The sequence below is a fragment of the Enterococcus sp. HMSC072F02 genome (assembly GCF_001837725.1).
Taxonomy (GTDB): Bacteria; Bacillota; Bacilli; order Lactobacillales; family Enterococcaceae; genus Enterococcus_B; species Enterococcus_B lactis.
Genome location: NZ_KV833899.1, coordinates 1 through 23,088 on the forward strand (window position 1 = coordinate 1; position 23,088 = coordinate 23,088).

A 23,088-nucleotide genomic window follows, 5' to 3' on the forward strand; every position below is an offset into this window, starting at 1 on the left:
ATTTTTTGGAAAACTTTGCAACAGAACCAAAATTTGCATGCGTCGGTCTTCGATCAAAGAATAATTGTTTTTCATTTGCTCACCCTCTACCTTTATTCTAGTGATACCTTAACAAATATGAAGACCAATTGTTAGATTAAAAAATGATTAAAAGGTGTGCACACCCTTTCCCTTGATAGCAATATCGGTCGTTTGTTCCGCAAAATCGCTTCAAGCAAGCCAAACTTTTCTCATCTTCCTCGTTTTCTCTTATAATAAATGTAAACAGTCAAATGAGGAGGAAACAAAATGAAATGGCGTGGGGGTAGACAAAGTTCCAATGTGGAAGACCGCTCTGGTCGTTCCGCAGGTTCAGGAGGAAAAATAATGGCCGGCGGTGGTATCGGTACGATTGTTATCGCAGTCCTCTTTTTTCTATTCAGTGGAGGTGATTTAAACTCCGTCACAGATATTTTGGGAGGCGGACAAGCCGCTAATTATCAAACAGAAAATGTGGCTTCAGACGAGTATACAGAGGAAAAAGAATTCTCCGCTGTCGTCTTCGGCCATTTGGAAGATTATTGGAATGGTGTTTTTGAAGCAGAACAGACTACGTATCAAGATCCTAAACTGGTTTTATTTACAGGAAGTGTTCAATCGGCTTGTGGGAATGCAACTTCTCAAGTTGGTCCCTTTTATTGCCCTGCCGATCAAAATGTTTATCTGGATCTCAGCTTTGCAACAGAACTTTCTCAAAAGTATGGGGCCAGCGGAGATTTTGCTATGGCCTATGTCATTGCTCATGAAGTTGGTCATCACGTACAAAACGAACTTGGTATTACACAGCAACTCGATAAGATCCGCCAACAGGTTTCTGAAAAAGAATACAATCAATATAGTGTTCGTTTGGAACTACAAGCGGATTATTTAGCCGGTACATTTGCCAAGTATCTACAAGGAAAAACTTATAACGGCCAACCGATTTTAGAAGCTGGTGATATCGAAGAGGCTATCACAGCTGCTAATGCCATCGGTGATGATACGTTACAAAAGGAATACCAAGGATATGTCGTACCAGATAGTTTTACTCATGGGACTTCAAAACAACGAGTTGAATGGTTCAACCGGGGGTTCAAATATGGTGATTTGGAGCATGGAGACACCTTCAATGAAAAAAACCTTGATTTGGTCTACGGATCATAACAAAAACGTTCCTTTTTAGTCACTCTTTTTTCACATTTGGGCGGTATAGTTTATTCATACCAACAAACCCTAACTTTTTCATTTTACTCCTTGCCTGCCAGTCCCCGCTGGCAGGCCCTTTTTTTTCATGGTGCTATTTTAGTTTTTTTTAACCTTTGGCCTGTTTTTTTCTTTAAAACGCTAAGGGTTAATCACAATTTTTTCATATTTTCCGGTTACTATATAAATAACCCAACAAACAACCCAACTTTTTCATTTTTTACTCCTTGTCTGTCAGTCCCCGCTGACAGACTTATTTTTTTTCTTGCCAAAATTCTCAAAATGCGCTAAGGTTATTTATGCGCGGAAGTGGCGGAATGGCAGACGCGCACGCTTCAGGCGCGTGTGAGTATATCTCGTGTGGGTTCAACTCCCATCTTCCGCATTTTGAGCAGATCATCTTGGATGATCTGCTCTTTTTTATGTGTTTCTTTTGTCTAAATAAAGAAAAAAGCTTAAGCTAGAAGTATATCAATAGGAAAAAGATAGGAGGAAATCCAATGAAAGAAGTACCAACAGCGAAAATCAAATTAACTGAGGTCAAAGAACTCTTTGATGCTGGTTATGAAATCTTAGGAGAATTACGGTCTGAGGTGAATGCCCCAGTCGTTAGAGCAAAATTTCTGAATTAAGAAGTGATTGCCATTTATGGAAAAGAAGCAGCAAAAATTTTTTATGATCCACGAAACTTTAAACGTGAAGGAGCAATGCCTAAACTCGTCCGTTCAACCTTGTTAGGTGAAGAGGGGGTTCAAATTTTAGACGGGGAACAACATCACCATCGGAAAAACTACTTTATGGACTTGATGACACCTGAGAGAATGACCGATTACCATGATTTGTTGGAACGAAACCTTTCTCATGAACTGGATAAACAATCCGGTACCTTTGAGCTTTTTTCACTCACAAAAAATGTTCTATTCAAAACGATTTGTGAATGGTCAGGAATCAATCTAGCACCACTGTCTCAATTAGAGATCAGTGAGTTAGCTGATTTTATCAAGTTGCTATGTTCAGCGGGACTGTCACCTCCCCTGTCGCCCATTTAAGAGGCGTCGAATATCGTAAAAAATCTGAGAAATGGGCTCAAGGATTGATTGAAGAAGCTCATCAACATCCTGTTGCTGGCAAAGAATCATTAGCACTTTATACTTTCGCTACTGCCACTGATCTTGAAGGTAATTTACTGCCGATCGAAGTTGCAGCCGTCGATCTGTTAAATATCATCCGCCCTACGGTTGCTTTAACCGTTTGGATCGCTTTGATGGGACATGCCCTTTTTAGTACAACGACCATCTACCAAGCACTTAAACAAAACTTTTCGGAGTTACAGGATTCATTTATTCAAGAATTACGCCGCTTTTATCCTTTCTTTCCAATGATGCCCGCCATTAGCTTGCAAGATGTTGTCGTCGATGGTTATCTGATCCCTAAGGACAGCTGGGTCGTCCAAGATATTTATGGTACGAATCATGATCCGAGAACCTTTGATCAGCCAGATGACTTCAAAGTGGATCGCTTTGTCGGACGTACACAAGCCATTTCCTATGAGGAAGAATATGAAATGATCGCACAAGGAGGCGGTGATTTCCGCAAAATGCACCGCTGTGCTGGTGAATGGATCACCTTGCATACGTTGCGCGTGTTCAGTGATTTACTGGTCAACCACTATCAGTTTGAAGTTCCTGAACAAGATTGGAAGATTCCAATGAATCACTTTCCAACCTATCCAGAAAGTAAAGTTCTCTTATTTAAAGAAGCTGCAATGACCACAGAAAATGAGTAACTACTGATCGTTGTTATTAAGTGCAGCTCACAAAAACGCAGCCCAAGCAAGCTTAGGGCTGCGTTTTTTGCTTACTTCTCTACAGATGCCGTACGGAAATAAAAATAGGCACCGTATGCGGGAAATTGGATATCTTTGATCGTTGACCTGATCAAATAATTTGATGCACTCTGATATAGAGGAACTTGAGCTGCATCTTCTGCTAACAGAATTGATTCTGCTGATTTGTAATCTTCAAATACTTTATCTGGATCATTGGCATCCACGGTACGTGCGTTTTCTGTCAATGCCGTATAGTCCTCGTTGACATATCCACCGTAATTGTAAGAAGAACCTTTTTTATATAAATTGAAATAAGAGTCCAAGTCACTGCTGCCAGCAATCCAACCAGAAATCGACAACTCATATTGACCATCTGCTCGTGATTGATTCAAATTCGTTCGTGGTTGTTTATTGATTGTAATCGTCAAACCAGGCAAATGATCTTGAAGCTGATTTTGCAGATATTCACCGATTTTTTGTCCGTGATCATCATCTGTTACCAATAAAGTCAGTTCAATTTTGTCACCGATAGCTGATTGTGCTTGACTCCATTCTGCTTGTGCTTTGTTACTATCGTATTCATTGTAGTCCCCGCTATAAGTGCGAAAATCTTCATTGGTATTCGGATTGGCATAAAGCCCACTGGGAATAAGGCCATTCAATACGCTTGCTCCATCGTTCAACACATCATTCACGAGACTCTCTTTGTCAATCGCCAAAGCGATGGCTTTACGAAGGTGGACATTTGACAATGGTTTATTTGCCTGTTTATTAAAATCTAAAAAATAGTTGGCAATATCCTTTTGAGTGACTAAGGAGTCATTATTTTGGTACTGTTGCACATAGAGTCCGCTGATTTTTTGCAGATCCAACTCTCCGCTTTCAAACAACTGGATTCCAGTATTCTCCTCTTTGATCGTGGAACCTTTGATTTTATCCAACTTAACTACCGCTTGATCGTAATACTCAGGATTTTTGGCAAGCGTCCATTCTGCACCGGTCTGTTGCCAGTCTTTCAGAATGAAAGGTCCCGTATAGAGCAAGTCTTCACTTGTTTTCCCATATGCCGTCCCTTTTTCTTCAACATAAGACTGTCTTTGAGGCGCTAACCAGCCAATCGACACCACCGATAAAAAAGAAGGTTGCGGCTGTTCCAAATGGACGACAAAGGTCTTTTCATCCGGTGTTTCTAAGCCAATCGTCGCAATGTCTGCTTTCCCTTCGCGAATATCTTGACTGTTGACGACATTGTCTAAAAGATACGCATTAGGCCCCATGGTTTTAGGATCGACCAGTTTCTTCCAAGCATAAGCAAAATCTGCTGCTTGCACTTGCTGCCCATCACTCCATTTGGCTTCTTCCTTTAGTTTAAAGGTATATGTCTTGCCATCTTCACTGATGACTGCTTCCTCCGCCAAACCGGGAACTGGCTGACTCTTTTCATCAAAACGATACGACCCTTCAAAAAGATGCTGGATAACGGTAAACGTAACTTTATCCGTTGTTTGCGTCGTATCTAATGTTGTCAACTCTGCCGGTAAGCTGACTGAAATCTCTTGAACTTCTGGATCTGTCTCCTTTGCGGACGATCCAGTCGTGCTACATCCTGCTAACAAAAAACTTAAAATTCCTACAACAACCAAACCCTTTTTCATTTACTCTCCTCTTTCCTTTTCACTTGCGAGTTGCAAGCTTGATCAAATAAAAAAATCCTCGTCCCTTTGCTGATCATCATTGATCAACAAAGGGACGAAGACTTCGTGTTACCACCCTTTTTCGTGTCATTTTTACAAATAACACCTCATCAGTACGTATGCATACTCGGCAGGATAACGGCTGCGTTCCGTCTAACCAGCGTAAACCAGTTAAAAGACTCTGAGCTCATCTTCACTTAGCGTTCTGTCCCCTTTCTCACCAACCCGGGTTCTCTTTAAACAGTCATCAAAGCTACTCTTCTCATCGATGTCCTATATTCTACTGAATTGATAAAAGTACACTATTCCTCGTTTTTCAAGTCAAACAGTTTTTAGAATTTTCAATCTTTTCAATAATGGCTTCGAGACTTTTTGGAGGGCAAATACTTGCCAGCTTAGTGTTTTTTTTCTAAGATAAAGAAAAGAAACCTTGCTCGAAAGGATGAAATCAATGAAACTTGCTGAAGCATTATTACTACGAAGAGATCTTGAATCCAAACTCACTCTGTTACGAGAAGAGATTGCCAGTAGTGCCGTGATCCAAGAAGGCGATACGTTAGACCGCAGCATCGACGACTTACTGCTGGATTATGAAACAACAAACCAAGAATTTGCCCAGTTGGTCATTGCAATCAATCAGCGAAATGCGGTCGCCAAAATCGGTGAACAAGAAACGATTGCTGCTGCATTAGAGAAACGGGAAGCTTTAAGGCGTTCGCATGCGATGCTAACGGCAACATTGGAAGCAGCCAAGGTTGCTCCACGGATGGGACGTAATGAGATTCGTATGATCCGAACGATCGATACCAAGCAAATCACCGACCGTTTGAATCAAACCGCAAAAGCCTTACGTGAATTAGACGGGCAGATTCAACAAACAAATTGGCTTGTTGATTTATAAAACAGCTGGGTGGGAGTCAAAAGCGAGCACAAAGCAGGTACAGGCTTATATGTACACCAATGGGGTCTGGCAGGGACCAGTTTAATGACTGCTGTTCAGTTACAAGCGTACAACTTATATTTTTCAATTAACGACCACGTGCTGGTTTGACAAGGTGGGTGCCTCTGTTTATCTTTTGTTACTCAAAAGGTAAACAGAGGTTTTTTTTTCAACAAGACCTCTTTCAAAAGCAAAAGACCCCCTGATCCGTTTCTAACATAGGAAACCAGATCAAGGAATCTTTGATCGTTTAGCTATATAGGTTGAATTAAATACTTTACATCCGCACGCACAGTCGGTCAATCACCTCAAGGGGACGCTCGTTTACATCGGCTAAGAAACCGCGGACCGACTGTTTGATTTTCTGGACGTGGTCAAAAAAAACATTGTTGATGACCGATTCCTTGAGCCACTTCCAAACGCCTTCCATTAGGTTCAACTGAGGGCTGTAGGGAGGGAGGAAGATGAGTGCCAGGCGCCTAGCGTTTTCTTCAAAAAATTCTAACATTCCTTCTTTTACTAACAATTTGCGAGTCGAAGCGATCGTACGATGAGTCAAGATATAATGTTTAGATCCTTGTTGTTTCAATTGCGTCAATGTGTCATACACATGATCAAATGTGACAGGTTGGCGTGTATCAAGCGTTTCGTATTGATGGAAATCATCTGAGAATTCTCGAAAGTCCAAATGATATTTTTCAGTCAATGCTTTTGAAGATTTTTCTTTCAATAATCGATAAACAGCTTTTGGATCAGCAACTACTTGCCGATCTTCTAAAGCTTTCATCATGCTGTCAAGCATGATCGGATACGTATCGAACAACGTCCCGTCAAAATCCCATATATATGAATCAAACATTATTTTCTCACTATCTTCCTAATTTTTAAATGAATGGATTGGTGCCGGGATCCGCCCGCCTCGTTGGATAAAGTCCGTCGATTTCGCCGAATTCGTCCGCATGACTGGAGCAGTCCCCAGCAAACCGCCGAATTCGACAGAATCGCCGACTTTTTTATCTTTAGCGGGGATGATCCGCACCGCCGTTGTTTTATGATTGATGACACCGATCGCAGCTTCATCAGCGATCATCGCCGCAATCGTCTCCGCTGGTGTATCTCCTGGGATCGCGATCATGTCCAGACCCACTGAACAAATGGCGGTCATCGCTTCTAATTTCTCCAGATTCAGATAGCCTCCTTCTACGGCTTTGATCATACCTGCATCTTCAGAAACCGGAATGAATGCGCCTGATAAGCCTCCCACATGGTTGCAGGCCATCACGCCGCCTTTTTTCACAGCATCGTTCAATAAAGCCAGTGCGGCCGTTGTACCGTGTGTGCCGACAGATTCCAAGCCCATTTCTTCCAAGATCAACGCGACACTATCACCAACTGCCGGAGTAGGAGCTAATGACAGATCCACAATACCAAAGGGTACGTGCAATCGCTCAGAAGCGATTTGACCGACTAATTGTCCCATCCGCGTGATTTTAAATGCCGTCTTCTTAACTGTTTCAGCAACCACATCGAAAGATTCGCCTTTGACCTTTTCCAGAGCGCGTTTTACTACGCCCGGTCCGCTGACACCGACATTGATCTCGCAATCTGCTTCACCGACCCCGTGGAATGCTCCCGCCATGAAAGGATTGTCTTCCACCGCATTCGCAAAGACTACCAACTTCGCACAGCCCATATCTGAAGCTTCGGCGGTTTGTTTGATGGTTTCACCCATCAATTTGACAGCGTCCATATTGATCCCTGCCCGTGTCGAACCAATATTGACAGAAGAACAGACAAATTCTGTTTCTGCCAAGGCTTCCGGAATCGATTGGATCAAGGACAGGTCCGCTCCTTGATAGCCTTTTTCAACTAATGCGCTATACCCGCCGATAAAATTGATCCCCACCACTTTTGCGGCTTTGTCCAAAACTCGCGCAAAAGCAACACAGTCTTGCCCGCCGCTTGCGGAAGCAACGATTGCGATCGGCGTTACCGAGATCCGCTTGTTGATGATGGGGATCCCAAATTCACTGGCGATCTCGTCACCGACTTTTACAAGATTTTTCGCTTTGCTGGTGATTTTATTATAGATATTTTGACAAGTCTTTTCTGTGCTGGCATCGATACAGTCCAACAATGAAATACCCATTGTGATCGTCCGGATATCAAGATTTTCTTCTTCTACCATCCGGATCGTTTCAAGAATTTGTTTTGTTTCCATCATTTCCCTCCGAATTATAGTTTATGCATCGCATTGAAGATCTCTTCATTTTGAATGTTGATTTTGACGCCCAACGTGTTTTCAACTTGACTCAATGCTTGCTTGATCGCTTCTAAATCAGCCTCTGGTTGCATTTGCAACATCATCATCATGGTAAAATAATCTTCCATGATCGTTTGAGATACATCTAGAATATTGATATTCAATTCTGCCAACTTCTGGCTGACACCGGCAATGATCCCAACCTTGTCCTTCCCGACCACCGTTAAAATAGCTTTCATTATTCTTATTCCTCCATTTTTTTCAATAGTATACCATAATTTATGATAGTTTTATGAAAAATTCTGAAACAAAGGGCTATTTCCTTCAGCCAATATTCGTCTTTAGAGGATCGATTTATTGACGATCTGCAAGTTCTTATCAAAGCGGTAGTGGATCGGCTGCGCATTGGGAATATCAATGGTATCCATTTGGTCTTCCGGTACATCCTCCAAATATTTCACCAGTGCCCGCAGACTGTTGCCATGTCCGGTAATCAAAACATTCTTACCCGAACCCAACAGCGGCGCGATCTCGTCTTGCCATAATGGCGCGACCCGCTGGACCGTCATTTGCAGATTTTCTCCATGAGGAGTGTCTTGATCTGCCAATTGTGCGTAACGGCGATCAAAATGGTTTTCTTCTACTAATGGAGGCATTTCATAATAATCTCGACGCCAGCGTTTGACTTGATCTGCCCCGAATTCTCGTGCCATTTCATCCTTATTTTTCCCTACTAAAGCGCCATAATGCCGCTCGTTCAGACGCCAGGTTTTAAATGTCGGTATCCGTAACTGATCGCTTTCTTCTAAGATAATCTGGCAAGTCAATGATGCCCGCTTCAATACTGACGTAAATGCAGCGTCAAACTCGATCTGCGCGTTTTTGATTTTTTCCCCTGCCTTACGAGCCTGTTCCTGTCCTTTTTCTGTCAGAGAAACATCCAGCCATCCCGTCCAATAATTTTCAAAATTTGCTTCACTTTCCCCGTGCCGCATCAGTACTACATCCATATGTCTTCCACCTCTCTTCCTTTATTATCCCAGTTTCTTTGAGAAATGTCATTTGCAGTTGACATCTTTTTCATCTTTTTCATAAAATTTTCTTAAAGCTGTACCAATTGATTTTAAAAAATCTAAAGAACTGAGTTTATGCTATCAAGCATCTTTTTTGTAAGCATTAACAAATTGCTCTTTTTTTGCTGTATTTTTTGTATAAATCAGCTATTTGTGGTTCTATTAAACTATGGTAATATGTAATTTGCAAATATTCTGAAAAAAATTGAGGAGTTATCATGAGAGACCTAACTACAGGCACCCCAGCAAAGTTGATTTTTTTATTTACCATTCCATTACTCGTGGGGAATATTTTCCAACAGTTCTATAATATGGTAGATATGATCATTGTTGGGCAAACGATCGGTAAAGAGGCATTGGCAGCAGTCGGCGCGACAGGAAGTATCACATTTTTGATCATTGGTTTTGCTCAAGGTTTGACCGCTGGATTATCTATCATCACGGCGCAACGTTTCGGCGCTCAGGATTTTCGCGGTGTAAAGAAAAGTTTTGCTGTTGCTACTATAATTAGTTTCACAGTAACTGCTATTTTGACTGTTTTGAGTTTAGTATTTTTACGTCCGTTATTATTGCTGATGCAGACACCGCCGGATATTATCCAACAAGCACAGGAATTTATCTCCGTGATCTTAGGCGGTATGTTTGCCTCAATGGCGTTCAATCTTCTTTCAAATATGATTCGAGCGCTAGGAGATAGCCGAACACCTTTGTTCTTTTTGATTTTCGCTGTGATCATCAATGTGATTTTGGATTTGGTGTTTATTATCAATTTCCACATGGGGATCGCTGGGGCTGGGTATGCGACAGTTATCGCGCAAATTTCCGCAAGTTTGATGTGTGTCATCTATATCAAACGGAAAATCCCGTTGCTGCAAGTCTCTAAAAGTGATTTCAAAATAGATAAAGACACTATTTTCACTCATTTGAATGCGGGCTTGCCTATGGCTTTCCAATCATCCATCATCGCTATTGGAGCGGTGGTATTGCAGTCTGCTCTAAATAGTTTGGGAACAGATGTCGTAGCGGCTCAAGCTGCCGCGGGAAGGATCGACCAATTTGCCACTCAGCCAATGATGTCTTCGGTTGTGCGGTCTTTATATTTACTAAATAGCTTGCCAATATAACCAGACAGTGCATAGCCAACCATATTAAAATGGCCAATAGCAGTTGCATCACTTCCTGTAATCTTACGCATGAAGGGCTGACATAATTGAGGCAATACTGCGGAGAAGAAGCCAAGTAATAATCCACCAACGATAATTGCGGCTACATCCGAGAAGTTATGCGCTTTCAAAATCAAAGATAACACACACGCAAAGAACAAACTATGACCAGTCGTAAAAAAGATATTTTTGAAAGGAGTAATCCTAGCAATTACTAAGTTCATGATAAATCCCAAAATCAGCGTACTACTCGTAACAAACGCAAATTCTGTCTGCGCTAATGCTGTCGCTGCTTCAGGAGAAGCAACAACTCCCTTGATATGAAATCCGGTTTGGAACAACGTATTGAAGTTCTGCAAAGCCCCTGTCATGATCGTGCCACCTGCATTAAAGATCAAAAAGCCAATAATTGTCTTAGAGGTTCCAGTCAAGACTTCTGTTCCAGACTTTTTTTGTGCTAATAAGCCTATCATAGCCACAAGCCCTAATAGTACTGCGGGCGTACTTAAGAAGCTAATAATAAAATCCATTTTCAGCCTTCCTTTCTAACTACTGTTTTTCTAACTCAATAAATGCTTCTTCAAGTTTTATCTTAATTTCATTCTTATCCACAATATTCGCAATGCCAACAATCTTCTGTGGTAAATTTTTTTCTATTAATTCATTCGCTACATCAGGCAAAGTAATGATCATATCTCCTTGAAAACCTGGCACACCATCTAAAGATGAATGTTCTACTTCTAACGGAAAGTTATTTTCTTTAACAACTTCATTGACTTTGATCTTTAGCATCAAACTTGATCCTACTCCTGCACGGCAAGCTACTAAAGCTTTATGACTATTCATATTTATTCTCTCCTTCTGCTTTTTCAATATAGTTTTTAAATTCTTCTCTAGATAAAACGACTTTGATAAATTTTAGAAAATCTGGATTTCCTAATAAATTTGCCAATTCTGATAGCAATTCAATATGCGCTTGGTTATTCTTGGCGCTTAATGGAAAAAGATATTTAACTGGATCATTGGTGCGATGACCTGAAGTAACTGGGGTCTTCAATCGCATAAATCCAATAGCTACATCTTTTGCTCCACTTTCCACCGTTGCATGAGGTAAAGCAATATTTTCAGTAATAACGATATATGGACCGGTCTCTTCGTAAATCTTCAAAATTGTTTCGACATATTTTTCAGTTACTACATCTGCTTCTAAGAAAGGTTGCAAAGCTTTTCTTATTGCTTCTTCAAAGTTATTTGCCTGAACATCTAGTTGAATATATTCATCTTTGATTACTTTACTTAACACTTATTTCGCCTCTATTTCATTTATTACTTGTGCACGTCTATACTATAAGTTCCTCCGCCTTACTTGACAATATAAACTGGGTTCACTTTTTTATAGTGAAAAAACAAAAAGCGTGCTCTAATGGGAATTTATTCTTATTTTCTGTGCCAAGAGCGTTTGACACATAAAAAAATAGCCTTCTCTCAAAAAAAAACAGTTCGTTTTTTCTTCCCTATAAAAGAAAAAACGAACCAAAATAAGGCTGGGGCAGAAGTGCTTCACTCTGAGAAATAAGCCGAAATTCACGAAAATTATTTTTCAAATTTTTGTGAATTTCGGCTTATTTAAGAAGGAGTTGCTTCTACCCCCGCCGTTTATTCATTTTTAAAGAATGAGACAAAAGTGTTTCTTACTTTTATCCCACGCTCATTTTGATTCTACATAAATTCAAAATAAAAAAACCTTTATCCTATACTTGAAGTTAGGATAAAAGCTTTTTATTTTCGGTCAATCATCACTTCAGAAAACCAATCATCGAAAAATGATCACCCATTCGCAATCAGTTTGATTCACTTAAGGAATCTTTTAAGGAGATTGCTTCTCCGTTATGTTTCCGCGCGCTTAATTCCCCAATCGCTGTGAATAACAGATCACTAGAAGAGTTCAAAGCTGTTTCTACCGAATCTTGGATCACACCGATAATAAATCCTATCCCTACAACTTGCATCGCAATCTCATTCGAAATACCAAACAAGCTGCAAGCCAAAGGAATCAATAGCAACGAACCTCCCGCAACGCCTGAAGCTCCACAAGCAGCAATGGCTGCCAACAGACTAAGGATCAATTTTGAAGCAAAGGACGCTTCGATCCCTAATGTTTGTACCGTCGTCAATGTCATCACGGTAATCGTTACAGCAGCGCCCCCCATATTGATGGTCGCTCCCAACGGAATCGAGATCGCATAGGATTCCTTCGTTAATTTCAATCGTTCGGCTAACATCATATTGATAGGAATGTTGGCTGCTGAACTACGTGTAAAGAAGGCGGGAACCGCACTTTCTTTTAAGCAAAAGAAAATCAATGGATAGGGATTTTCTTTGATAAATAAGAAAGTCAGGAGCGGATAAACAACTAAAGCGACAAATAACATGGTTCCTACTAATACCAGAACTAGTTGAAGATATTCTGCTAAGCCAGACAACCCTGTCGTTGAGATCGATTGATAAACTAATCCTAGGATACCGATCGGTGCAAACGCAATGATCAGCTGCACTACGTGTGACAAGGCTACAGAAACTTGATCCACGACTTCTTTAGTTGTTTCCGTACGACTACGCAAAGCCAGCCCTAACAAGACGGCCCAGAACAAAACGCCTAAATAATTTGATTCAATGATTGCTTGGATCGGGTTTTGTGTCACGTTAGTCAACATCGTAGATAAGACACTGCCGATATTTTGTGGCGCCTTTTCAGAGACCTGTTCTTGCAAAGTGATTGGGATCGTAAAAATCGAACTAACGACTACTGCAACTAACGCAGAGAGGAACGTTCCACCTAAGTATAAAAATAAAATAGGTTTGACATAGGTTTCATTCCCAACTTTATGTTTTGCAATCGAAGCTGCCGTCAGAAAAAATACCAAGAGAGGAGCAATGGCTTTTAAGCAACTGACAAATACAGTCCCCAATATGGTGATAAACGTCCATGAGGGTAAAAAAATACCAACTATAATACCAACTATGATACCGCAACTAATTCGTTGAACTAAAGACATATCCAAAAACTTATCTAACAAATAATCACCCCTATATAGTTTAACCATCATTTTAACATCTCTAAAATAGAAATAAAAGATAAACTTTCTAAAAATCCAAACTATTAAAGAGGATCGGACAGAAGCGTTTAAATCCGAGAAATAAGAAGGAGTTGCTTCTGCTCCCACCGTTTATTCTTTTTTAAAGAATGAGTCAAAAGTGTTTCTTACTTTTGTCCCACGTTCGTGGGGAAAAAATTAACGAAATGATGATTTATTGATTTGAAATAAAGAATAGGTTAGATTCTAGGCGGAATTCATCAGTAGTCTTGTTCTTGTAGACTTTCAATAAATCCATTTTTTGAATGATTTTTTCTGTTACTGAAACACTACGGGTACAAAGGGCATTTTTAATTTTGTGTTATTTCATTATTACTCATCTCTCATTACAATAACATTGTACTGTCAAAAAAATCCTCATTTATGATACGGAGCTGGGTATCATGAGTGAATGATATTTATAAATCACTGGATATTGAAGTATATTCTGTTTTCTCAACTTATTTAGTCAGATTGTTGAATGAAGATTTTTTGAGTAAAATTTCTATAATTCCTACTTATTGAAAAGTAGTTTGTAGTGCTGCTTCTACCTCTCTCATCTGTTCTACAAATTCCAAATAACTTGACGCAGCTTGCGGAATGAAAAAATGATATGTGAATATTTCTCCTCCTAGCCCGCTTAATATGCCTATTTTTTTATACCCATGATTTGCAGGAAGGGGATCGGAAGTAGGTTGCAGAAAGCCGCCTTTCATTGTATCTGCTTGGTCTAAATTCATTATATGAATATATGTGACTAACTGATTATAGTCATTTCTAGTATCAAGATGTTTTTTGTATTTTGTATCAATTGGTATATTATTAAATGTAAAATCTGGATATCGTGGGAACCGGTTGGGCTCTTGAAATAAATGCATTGTTGCTAACCCTTTATCTCTGCCATAATGTTTCCAACCAGTGACTTTCCCAATGTATTCTTCCCATAGCCAAGACACATCGATAATGATTCCATGTATTTGATTTTTATCACTTCCAAATCCTGATTTTTCTTCCGATAAAATTTGGATGCAGATTTGTTGAAGAGCCGAATACTCCTCGTAATAACTATGTTTGACTGGATGAAGGATATTCTCTTGAAGGATATTAAATTGATTTAATCTAGCATAACCAGGTGTTGTTTGTTTGATTAGAGCCACGTTTTCTTTCGTATCCTCATCTCCACTAAGTAAGAAATCGTACTCATTTTGGATTTTTTCAATAGTATGACGAATAAGCTGGGTTAGGTGATTATTATAGTTAAACTCTCGTGTTCGATAAGCAACTTTTCCAACGAAAGGAACATTCGAACGGATGTGTTTTGCAACATCAACAGCTCCCTTGATATTGGCATTATTGTATTCTCGTTTGACATATTCTTTGTATATCCCTTTACGCATTGCTTCATTCATATAATAAGGAAAGAGAAATACCAACAAATCGTAGTATGTCATCTTTTTAGATGCACTAAAATGATCATTAATCACGTTGTAATTCAAAACACGCTGAAGCATATAACGTAAAAAGAAATCTTCATGCTTCATTTGATTAGCGAATCTAGAATGAATTCTTAATTCATCTGTTGAATCGCTAAGGATACCTACGACATTACAAGTCCAAATTTTTCCATTTCTTGATTGAAGTATCAAGTTATCTTCACTTAGATCCTTGGATTGATTTAACTGTTGCGGAAAGATAATAAAATTTTCTTTCTCTAAACTACTTAAGTCACGATTAACTAAGTTCGTAATGATTGGATGTTGCACAACTGAGTCATTGATTTCTTGATTATCGTGTAGAGGTTTCAGCTTCATCTAAATCACCGTCATTAGAGTATACCTTTTCTAGTATTTCTAATTTTTCTTTCGCCTTATGTTCACCACGAAAATAGTCTTTCAATAATGGATATAACTTAGTATCCCATAATTGTTCCATTGTCTCCTCACCATTATCGATACTTAAAAAGTAACTAGCACCAATTTGGTAATCAGTTGACAATCCACCTTTTTCTTTGGCAACGATCGCCTCATTTAAACGCGTCATAAGTTCTTTTGTTTTCTCTTGAGTCAGCATATTTTGTGCTGAATCTTCTGCCTTTATTTCTAAGAAAGTAAATCGCCGGCGCATAGCAAAATCAAAAGTATCAACAGAACGGTCAATGTCGTTCATCGTCCCAATAATATAAACATTATTAGGAATATAGAATTTTTCTTCTGGATTTTCATGGAGGTTCGCATATTGTGTATAAACACCTTCTTTATGCCCGCGATACCCTGGATCAATTGAGAAAAATAATTCGCCAAAAATTTTGGAAATTTCGCCCCGATTAATTTCATCAATGATAAACACATAGTTTTGGTTATTCGTAGAATCTACCGTTGATGCCGTATAGTTTTTTAAGCCGAATTCTTCTTTTAAGTGTTTTACAATCGCTTTTCGATAAGCATCAAATCCACCTTTTGGCGTACCAGTTAATCCACGATAGACATTATAAATTTGGTCGTGGTTTAGATAAGTATTGGTTTTAGCAGGATAAACACCTTGAATTTCATTTCTTTCATAAGCTAGAAGATTGCGTACTGGTTTACCTGTCAATGTTTTAAGTTTGTTGTAGCCTTCTCCCTCTATACTAGCTTCCGTTACCGCATCAAAAAATTTAGCCCAAGCTTCTTCAAAATTATCTTGTCCATTTACTTTCTTTGTCTTCTTTGCTTTTTCAACAAAGCTCTTAAAGCTTCCATCTTTCAAGGTGAAACTAACAACGCCATCATCGGATGTAGTTGGACGTAAACCTTCGACAAAATCAGTATAATCATAGCTAGGATGAAACTGGACAAATCCAATTCGGCTCTTTTCATCTTCGCTCAATTCATTGATTTGTGTAGTTCTTCCATTTGAAACGACATCAGCTGCCATTTCATTTGCAAGGAATGTTTTCCCTGTTCCAGGAGCGCCACGTAGAATAAGGTTTTTAGATTTGAGTAAATGTGAAACATATGATTTCAGCAAATGATTGGTCATAGTCTGAGTCTCTCCTACTCGTATTTCCTTTTTCTCTTTCCCTTTATAGACAAGAATAAATTCATCCCCAGATGTTCCAAAACGTTTCAAACATTCTTGTACAAATAATAAAGTTGAAAAAATACTCCAACAATAGATGACTATCTGCTTGTCTTCATTATATTTATAAATCAAAAATTCAATGGACTTCCTTTTTTTTTTGAAACTGTCAACATCTGGAAAAATCCCTCGTATTATCTCATCTCCTGAGTGATATCGACACACAGGAAATGTTGCTCTTTCGCTTTCTGGTAGAGAAACAATCGATCGTTCAAACATTTGAATAGCTAATCGCGGTAATGTTTGATTTGAAATTTTCCGTTCATTTTTACCGTAGTTTCTTCTAGTTATTTCGCCTTCTGCCGTACGGAAGTAAGCATCTTTTGGTTGATAATTATCCCCTAAGCTTAGATTCTTCATAGTAAATGTTGGGTCTGTTGATTTAATCTCATCAGCAGTTATTCTTAGTTCATATGTTTTTTTTGTTTCATTGTTGTTCATATTTTCTTCTACTTTCAAATTCTATTTACCGTATCAATGTAAAAATAAAACCAAATTTTATTTCGAGCATCATTTATTAACATGTTTATCATACAATTTCTTCAATTTTCTCGTTTACCTCAATTCATTCTCAAGTGGAATCAACTCATCATCTAACATTTTACGCCAGGCTCGCTTCATTTCTTGTGGGTATTTAAATGGCTTGGCTTCTGGATGTTTGGCTTTATATCCTTCGTAATCCTTACTGTTGATAATTACTTTCATATTAGGAATTGGATCTTCACCTGGTAGATATTGCAGATTAGAAGCATGTAATTCTTTCTCAGAAACAAACCACTCATTGGAAAAGGCATGAATCAAATCATCACTTGCTTGTGTAAAATAGCGACGTTTAATGACAAAGATATCTTCATTACCATCTAAAGTCCCCACATCAAATGCATTTAAAATTTGTCGGTAAACTTCTTTGACTCCTTCTGTTTTATTCAATTTAGCCAAAGCTTTTTCAATTTCTTCTCGTGCATCTGAACTATTCGCAGCATAAGTTCCTAGTAATTGATCAATATAAGTTGAATCAATATCATACAACTTCGTGGTATTTTCACTATAAAATTCGATCGTTGAAAAATCTTCTCCTTCTTTTTCTGGTTCTTCCTCTATTAATGAACCCTTCACGGTCTCGTACACGCCAATTTGTTCTTCCAAAAGTTGAATTTGATTGTTCAAAGTTGGAGATTGCACCATGTCATCATTGTAATCATCATAAGTCACTAACGATTCATACGCACGATTCAATTCTTGGAATGCTTTGACATATTCGATACGAGTTTCAAGAGGCGTATGTTCATCAATGGATTCCATGGATGAAACCTCTTTTAACTTACGATATGCTTGCTTGAATCTTTTTTTGGATTCTTGGTAACTTGGATAAATCAATCCCGATTCTTCTTTAGCTTCTGAATACAGTTTTGTCGCATCCTCGACATTCTTCTCCATTGTGGCTGGCTTACGAAACGTCACAATCAATCCTTTTTTCTTATCAGGATACGTACGATTCGTACGTGAAAAAGCTTGGATCAATCCTGCATACTCTAGATTACGATCCACAAATAGGGTTTGAATCGTAGGGGCGTCAAAACCTGTTAATAGACGATCCACTACAATTACTAAATCGATTTGTTTACCAAATTGTTTGAATTCCGCTCTTTTTCGTGCCAAACGATTATTGATGTCTCCGTTATAACGTTCAATGTCGGCTAATGACCAGGCAGTATCAAAATACTGATTATATTCCTCAATAATTTTTTGCATTTCTTCTTGTTGGGCACTTGAATCTTGGTTATTTTCTTCTAATGAATAGGTAATAGCGATTCGTGGAAAATCAGGATCCTCCATCGTTCTTCCTTCACGAATGGGCTTATTAGGAAACTCTTTTGTTAACCAACCAGGCTCTTTCGTCATCTCTTTGATGGCCCGATAATACTTTTTGGCCATGTCAATGGAACTCGTGGTTAAGATTGCAGATTTCGTTGGACGGCCATTTCGAAAATCAAATTTTGTATAGGCATTATCTGGACGGAACATTTTATGAATGACTTTTTGGATATGTTCATCTGCTTCAAAAACAGCAGAGTCCAAATAACTTTCTTTTTTGACAGGCTCCATTTGATCGATCATACGATTGATTTGTTCCGATGAATACTCTGCATATGTTTCTACTTCTTTTAATTTCCGATAGATTTTATTCTCTAATGAAGTCGGCTCCACGGTGTTTTCATGCTCTACTTGAAATCCTAAGACAGAGCCATCTTCTAGCGCATTCTTGATGGTATAGGTGTGCAAGACCTCTCCATACTGATCATGGGTCGTACGTGCCAATTGTCCTTTGGCTTGTTTCCGATTCTCAGGGAAAATCGGTGTGCCTGTAAAGCCAAACCAAGTGGATTTCGGAAACATTTTTTTGATTTCTTCCATATTTTCAGCACTTAACGCTCGATGACACTCATCGACTATAAACACGATATGTTGCCCCATTAATTTTTGGAAGCGACTGGTTCCTTTTTTCTCCTCTTGTTTCTTTGCATATTTCAACGCCGCATCTAGCTTTTGACGGGTTGTAATAATCACAACATTCGCATTGGCATCTGCCAACAGAGTTTCACTTAACTCTTTGGCACTTCCTGTTCCAACGATCAAGCTATTTGCTTTGGCGTTCCCAGAAGAAATCCCAGTATTAAATTCCGAAGCAAATTTCGTAAACTCTGTGGTGGTTTGATTATCTAAATCTTTGCGGTCCACTAACATGATCGTTCGATCGATCCCCGATTTTCGTGCTAAAAGCTTAGTAGATACAAAACTAGTCAACGTCTTTCCTGAACCTGTCGCATGCCACACATACCCTGATTGATGTTTATTTGCAGCAATAAACAAGGCTTGAATCGCATGAACTTGATAAGGATGTAACACCATGAGGGTTTTGTTGTCTTGATCTTCGCTGACAATCGTATAATCCGCAATCAAGCGATGGGCATCCGGGATATTTAGCACTTGTTTACAAAACTCATATAAGTTTTCTACTTTTTCATTGTCTTTCGTTCGCCAACTAAATAAAAACTTAGGGTGCAAGTCTTTCGGTAAGGCATTTGCAAAATACCGGGTCGTTTGTTCATTGGAAACCACAAACAACTGCAAGGTCGAAAAGATATTGTTCCGAAACATGCCTTCTTCTGCATACTTTTTGATTTGGTTAAACGCCTGATAGACGCCATCTTTTGCGGTTACTTGTTTCAACTCGATTTGGACAATCGGTAATCCATTGATTAATAAGGTAACATCAAAACGTCGATCCCGTGCTTCTATGTTACTTCCACGTTTTGCAATTTGATGGACCACTTCATAAGTAGAGATTCCTCCACCAATGTCTTGATTGGAATAAAGAATGAGCGAGACAGAACCCAATTGCGGATCTTCCCGTTCAATCGTGATCCGAGCCATTCCATTTTCACCTTTTAACCATTTCGCAGCATCAAAGGGGGTTTTCGTTCGTAGCAATAATTCCGTTTTGATCGTTTCAAATTCTTTATCGGTCAAAGGAAAATCATTCAGTTCTGCTTGATTATTTGAGATGATTTTTTGACGTAAATTTACCCAAAGGTCTTCTTCTGATTTTAGATCGGGACGATACGTCCACTGATTATGTCCTTCCCCCAGTACACGAATCAACTGTTCTTCGACTTCCGCTTCCTCACGGTGACTAATTTTCATTCTTCTTCCCTCCTAGACAAACATCTTTTGTAAGAAGCCTTTTTTCGTTTCTTTTAGTAAATCCAACTTACGTTGATGAAGAGCGATAGTGTCGTCGAGTTGTTTGAAAAAAGCGCCGATTTTATTTTGTTCTTCTATTGACGTTGAATCAATAGTTACCTTTTCTAAATTTTTTCTACTAATTCTTTTATGAGAAGTTCCACTGACATTCTTAGATACTTTATTCAATATTTTAGAAGTGTTCATTTGTGATAATAAGAAATAAGCATCAAAATTTTCATTTTGTCTCAGGATAGTTACATCTACAGCCGTGACCATTCTGTCTTCTATATTCGGAAGAATTACCGTTCTGCCAGCGGGTTCTGCTAAGCGAGATACTAATAAATCACCAGGAAAAATTTCATTAGCTTTCAATATATCAAAACTATTTTGGTCCATATATTTAGCACTTTTTTCTTTATCTATATAGACACCATTTCCGATGTTTCCTGTTTGAATAATTCTATATTTGCCTTCGTCCTTAATATGTTCTTTCTCAATCCAGTCTCCATCAGAAATATCACCAGAGATAAAATCATTTAACTTACGCTGTTCCCAATCTTCCGTAAATCCTGGAAAACGAACTTCTGGCACTTTTTCTCCGTTTTTAGGGAACATTTTTTGTAAGAATCCTTTTTTCGTTTCCTTCAGCAAATCTAACTTACGTTGATGAAGAGCGATAGTGTCATCTAGTTGTTTGAAGAAGGTGCCGATTTTTTGTTGTTCATCCATTTTAGGGATAAATAGCGGTAATTTTTTCAACGAGTCAATGCCAATATTCTTTTGAGAATTCGGATTAATTTCAAATTCGATTTTCTGTTGCATCTTTTGTGTTTTCAATGTTGGATATAGAAATTGTCCATCAATATCCGAAAAAGGTTTTATGATCGCGCACGAATATGAAATTAAAAACTTTCTATGTGTTGATACATAGCGAACGGCACCCACAGATGCGTATCGAGCAAATAAAATATCTCCATATTCAGGCCTTATTTTTTTTGAAAGTTGAAGATAATCATCTTCACTGACTAACTTTGTATTTTCAAAATTTAATTCATTTTCCTCAATGAAGTCTCCAGTCATAAGATATGGGATACCATCATCTACTGATGGTGGCATTCGATGGTCAATGTCACCTATCTTAGATACTTCCCCCAACTTACGCTGTTTCCAAGCTTCCGTAAATCCTGGGAAACGAATTTCTGGTTGTGTATCATTACTCATGCTTAAACACCTCCAGCGCACCTTGTAACCACGCTTCATTTTCAGGTGTTGTTTGCAGGGAAGAGATAGCTTCTAAAAGTTCTTTTTCTAGCACTTGCTGTTCTTGTCGTATCTTCTTGATGTCATTTCCGACATGAACCATATCAATTGGTTCTTCTTCTTCGAAAGTATCTACATAGCGTGGGATATTTAAGTTATAGTCATTTTCTTTGATTTCATCAAATGTTGCCAAATGAGCGTATTTCTCGACATCTTTTCTTTCAGCGTAGGTTTCGAGGATTTTTTGAATGTTTTCTTCCGATAGTTTATTTTGATTTTTCCCTTTAACAAATTCACGACTAGCATCAATGAATAATACATCTCGAGTTTGACGATTCTTCTTCAACACAATCACCGTCGTTGGAATCGATGTACCAAAGAACAAGTTCGCAGGCATACCGATCACAGCATAAATACTGCCATCTTCTAGTAATTTTTGACGGATGACCCCTTCTGCAGCGCCACGGAATAAAACTCCGTGTGGTAAGACGATGGCCATGGTCCCTGTTTCCTTCAAATGATAGAACCCATGAAGAAGAAACGCAAAATCTGCTTTGGATTTTGGCGCTAATTTCCCATAACGATTAAACCGAGAATCATCTAAGAAAGTCGTATCTGCTGACCAGTTAGCCGAATAAGGTGGATTCATCACTACTGCATCAAATGTGTAAGGTTCATCTGTTGGCCAGTCCTTATTCAACGTATCCCCATTGCGGAGATTCATTTCTTCGGTGTCGACACCATGTAAAATCAAGTTCATTTTTGCTAGATTGTATGTCGTTGTATTTAATTCTTGCCCATGATATTTAACGTTATCTTGGTGAGTTAAGTAGTTACGTACGTTTAACATCAATGAACCTGAACCCATCGTTGGATCAAAAACACTAAAGAACCGACGTTCTTTTTGGCCCAACGTCACAATTTGTGCCATCATATCAGAAACCATATGAGGCGTGTAAAATTCTCCGGCTTTCTTCCCTGCTTCTGAAGCAAATTGACTGATCAGAAATTCATACGCATCCCCGATCACGTCCCCATCGTGACCTAAAACTTCCACGTCATTCAATTTCTTAATGACTTCGGTAATCGTCACGTTTCGTTGTTGCTCATCTGTTCCTAGTTTTTTTGATTGGAGATCCACATCATCAAATAACCCATTAAATTGATTGTAGGTAGATGCCAATTGCACAAAGGCTTTGTTTAGATCGTTCAATTGGAACGTTGCTTGTTTTGCTTGATCCGCTAAGACGTTGAAAAGATACTCTGGTGCAATCGCATACCCCAAAATATCAACGATTGTGGCAATCAGGTCTTCTTTTGATTCTTCATCTGAAAGTAATTCACGATACAACATCGTTTGTTTGCTTACCGTATCATATTCCTCTAAGGATTCATCTGCTAAAAGAACCACTTGTTCCAGCAAACGGTCGGATAAATATTTATAGAAAATCAGCCCCAATAAATAATTTTTATATTCTGACGCATCCATTTTGCTACGGAGATTATCTGCCGCACTAAATAACTTCTGATTTAATTCTGCACCCAAAAAGATACACTCCTATCTCTTATTTAAAGTTGCTATATACCCTCTTATTTTAGCATACTCCCTTTTAGAAAACGCGAATTGTAAAATTAAGTTAGAAAAATA

The 23,088-nt window shown here is 38.7% G+C and carries 15 protein-coding genes, 1 tRNA gene and 3 pseudogenes; 5 read left to right on the forward strand and 14 right to left on the reverse strand.

What is annotated here, in order from left to right:
• The first annotated feature begins 288 nt into the window (after positions 1-288).
• The 3 genes and pseudogenes from HMPREF2731_RS01960 to HMPREF2731_RS14035 all read left to right on the forward strand — a co-directional run bounded on the left by HMPREF2731_RS01960 (position 289) and on the right by HMPREF2731_RS14035 (position 3,007).
• Positions 289-1,182, forward strand: coding sequence for a KPN_02809 family neutral zinc metallopeptidase (locus HMPREF2731_RS01960; RefSeq protein WP_002316719.1), 894 nt, complete (start codon positions 289-291; stop codon positions 1,180-1,182).
• Between the two features lie 342 nt (positions 1,183-1,524).
• Positions 1,525-1,606: transfer RNA gene (locus HMPREF2731_RS01965), tRNA-Leu, on the forward strand.
• 115 nt (positions 1,607-1,721) lie between these two features.
• Positions 1,722-3,007 (forward strand): annotated as a pseudogene (locus HMPREF2731_RS14035) (cytochrome P450).
• A gap of 71 nt (positions 3,008-3,078) precedes the next feature.
• Here the strand turns inward: HMPREF2731_RS14035 and HMPREF2731_RS01980 are convergent.
• On the reverse strand, positions 3,079-4,704 hold the full coding sequence (locus HMPREF2731_RS01980; RefSeq protein WP_002336223.1) for a peptide ABC transporter substrate-binding protein: 1,626 nt from the start codon (positions 4,702-4,704) through the stop codon (positions 3,079-3,081).
• A 490-nt stretch (positions 4,705-5,194) separates the two neighbouring features.
• Here HMPREF2731_RS01980 and HMPREF2731_RS01985 point away from each other — a divergent pair, with 490 nt between their 5' ends.
• The gene (locus HMPREF2731_RS01985) at positions 5,195-5,644 is read left to right on the forward strand and encodes a DIP1984 family protein (RefSeq protein WP_002331389.1); all 450 of its coding nucleotides are present in this window, start codon (positions 5,195-5,197) and stop codon (positions 5,642-5,644) included.
• 316 nt (positions 5,645-5,960) lie between these two features.
• On the opposite strand, the gene HMPREF2731_RS01990 is transcribed toward HMPREF2731_RS01985, so the two are convergent.
• The 4 genes from HMPREF2731_RS01990 to HMPREF2731_RS02005 form a co-directional block, all read right to left on the reverse strand.
• Positions 5,961-6,542 (reverse strand): HAD hydrolase-like protein, encoded by a 582-nt coding sequence (locus HMPREF2731_RS01990; RefSeq protein WP_002331293.1) that lies wholly within the window; start codon positions 6,540-6,542, stop codon positions 5,961-5,963.
• Between the two features lie 18 nt (positions 6,543-6,560).
• Positions 6,561-7,904, reverse strand: a complete 1,344-nt coding sequence (locus tag HMPREF2731_RS01995; RefSeq protein ID WP_070872215.1) for a PFL family protein — start codon at positions 7,902-7,904, stop codon at positions 6,561-6,563.
• Between the two features lie 14 nt (positions 7,905-7,918).
• Complete coding sequence (locus HMPREF2731_RS02000) at positions 7,919-8,185, reverse strand: ACT domain-containing protein (protein ID WP_024636422.1); 267 nt, start codon at positions 8,183-8,185, stop codon at positions 7,919-7,921.
• 102 nt (positions 8,186-8,287) lie between these two features.
• Positions 8,288-8,956 (reverse strand): 2,3-bisphosphoglycerate-dependent phosphoglycerate mutase, encoded by a 669-nt coding sequence (locus tag HMPREF2731_RS02005; RefSeq protein WP_024636421.1) that lies wholly within the window; start codon positions 8,954-8,956, stop codon positions 8,288-8,290.
• Positions 8,957-9,237: 281 nt separating this feature from the next.
• Here HMPREF2731_RS02005 and HMPREF2731_RS02010 point away from each other — a divergent pair.
• A pseudogene (locus HMPREF2731_RS02010) lies at positions 9,238-10,098 on the forward strand (MATE family efflux transporter); the annotation flags it as partial.
• On the opposite strand, the pseudogene HMPREF2731_RS02015 reads toward HMPREF2731_RS02010, so the two are convergent.
• The 9 genes and pseudogenes from HMPREF2731_RS02015 to HMPREF2731_RS02055 all read right to left on the reverse strand — a co-directional run.
• Positions 10,092-10,712: pseudogene (locus tag HMPREF2731_RS02015) on the reverse strand (PTS transporter subunit IIC); the annotation flags it as partial. The pseudogenes HMPREF2731_RS02010 and HMPREF2731_RS02015 overlap by 7 nt on opposite strands.
• A 19-nt stretch (positions 10,713-10,731) precedes the next feature.
• The gene (locus HMPREF2731_RS02020; RefSeq protein WP_002307675.1) at positions 10,732-11,028 is read right to left on the reverse strand and encodes a PTS sugar transporter subunit IIB; all 297 of its coding nucleotides are present in this window, start codon (positions 11,026-11,028) and stop codon (positions 10,732-10,734) included.
• Positions 11,021-11,485 carry a PTS sugar transporter subunit IIA gene (locus HMPREF2731_RS02025; RefSeq protein ID WP_024636420.1) on the reverse strand — a complete coding sequence of 155 codons (465 nt, stop codon included), beginning with the start codon at positions 11,483-11,485 and terminating at the stop codon, positions 11,021-11,023. Before HMPREF2731_RS02025 ends, HMPREF2731_RS02020 begins: the two co-directional genes overlap by 8 nt.
• Positions 11,486-12,023: 538 nt before the next feature.
• Positions 12,024-13,289, reverse strand: a complete 1,266-nt coding sequence (gene sstT, locus HMPREF2731_RS02030; protein ID WP_070872217.1) for a serine/threonine transporter SstT — start codon at positions 13,287-13,289, stop codon at positions 12,024-12,026.
• A 545-nt stretch (positions 13,290-13,834) separates the two neighbouring features.
• Positions 13,835-15,127 (reverse strand): 5-methylcytosine restriction system specificity protein McrC, encoded by a 1,293-nt coding sequence (locus tag HMPREF2731_RS02035; RefSeq protein WP_070872219.1) that lies wholly within the window; start codon positions 15,125-15,127, stop codon positions 13,835-13,837.
• Positions 15,102-16,874, reverse strand: coding sequence for an McrB family protein (locus HMPREF2731_RS02040; protein ID WP_070872221.1), 1,773 nt, complete (start codon positions 16,872-16,874; stop codon positions 15,102-15,104). Before HMPREF2731_RS02040 ends, HMPREF2731_RS02035 begins: the two co-directional genes overlap by 26 nt.
• 114 nt (positions 16,875-16,988) lie before the next feature.
• Positions 16,989-20,138, reverse strand: a complete 3,150-nt coding sequence (locus HMPREF2731_RS02045; protein ID WP_070872223.1) for a type I restriction endonuclease subunit R — start codon at positions 20,136-20,138, stop codon at positions 16,989-16,991.
• A 12-nt stretch (positions 20,139-20,150) separates the two neighbouring features.
• Complete coding sequence (locus HMPREF2731_RS02050) at positions 20,151-21,401, reverse strand: restriction endonuclease subunit S (protein ID WP_070872225.1); 1,251 nt, start codon at positions 21,399-21,401, stop codon at positions 20,151-20,153.
• Entirely contained in the window at positions 21,394-22,986 is a 1,593-nt protein-coding gene (locus HMPREF2731_RS02055; RefSeq protein WP_070872227.1) for a type I restriction-modification system subunit M, read from the reverse strand. Before HMPREF2731_RS02055 ends, HMPREF2731_RS02050 begins: the two co-directional genes overlap by 8 nt.
• Between the last annotated feature and the right edge of the window lie 102 nt (positions 22,987-23,088).

What these genes read in the sequence shown, in the direction of transcription:
- HMPREF2731_RS01995 (WP_070872215.1), bottom strand. Translation starts at nt 7,904, where the DNA reads ATGGAAACAAAACAAATTCTTGAAACGATCCGGATGGTAGAAGAAGAA.
- HMPREF2731_RS02040 (WP_070872221.1), bottom strand. Translation starts at nt 16,874, where the DNA reads ATGAACAACAATGAAACAAAAAAAACATATGAACTAAGAATAACTGCT.
- HMPREF2731_RS01990 (WP_002331293.1), bottom strand. Translation starts at nt 6,542, where the DNA reads ATGTTTGATTCATATATATGGGATTTTGACGGGACGTTGTTCGATACG.
- HMPREF2731_RS02035 (WP_070872219.1), bottom strand. Translation starts at nt 15,127, where the DNA reads ATGAAGCTGAAACCTCTACACGATAATCAAGAAATCAATGACTCAGTT.
- HMPREF2731_RS02005 (WP_024636421.1), bottom strand. Translation starts at nt 8,956, where the DNA reads ATGGATGTAGTACTGATGCGGCACGGGGAAAGTGAAGCAAATTTTGAA.
- HMPREF2731_RS02045 (WP_070872223.1), bottom strand. Translation starts at nt 20,138, where the DNA reads ATGAAAATTAGTCACCGTGAGGAAGCGGAAGTCGAAGAACAGTTGATT.
- sstT (WP_070872217.1), bottom strand. Translation starts at nt 13,289, where the DNA reads ATGATGGTTAAACTATATAGGGGTGATTATTTGTTAGATAAGTTTTTG.
- HMPREF2731_RS01985 (WP_002331389.1), top strand. Translation starts at nt 5,195, where the DNA reads ATGAAACTTGCTGAAGCATTATTACTACGAAGAGATCTTGAATCCAAA.
- HMPREF2731_RS02000 (WP_024636422.1), bottom strand. Translation starts at nt 8,185, where the DNA reads ATGAAAGCTATTTTAACGGTGGTCGGGAAGGACAAGGTTGGGATCATT.
- HMPREF2731_RS01980 (WP_002336223.1), bottom strand. Translation starts at nt 4,704, where the DNA reads ATGAAAAAGGGTTTGGTTGTTGTAGGAATTTTAAGTTTTTTGTTAGCA.
- HMPREF2731_RS02050 (WP_070872225.1), bottom strand. Translation starts at nt 21,401, where the DNA reads ATGAGTAATGATACACAACCAGAAATTCGTTTCCCAGGATTTACGGAA.
- HMPREF2731_RS02020 (WP_002307675.1), bottom strand. Translation starts at nt 11,028, where the DNA reads ATGAATAGTCATAAAGCTTTAGTAGCTTGCCGTGCAGGAGTAGGATCA.
- HMPREF2731_RS01960 (WP_002316719.1), top strand. Translation starts at nt 289, where the DNA reads ATGAAATGGCGTGGGGGTAGACAAAGTTCCAATGTGGAAGACCGCTCT.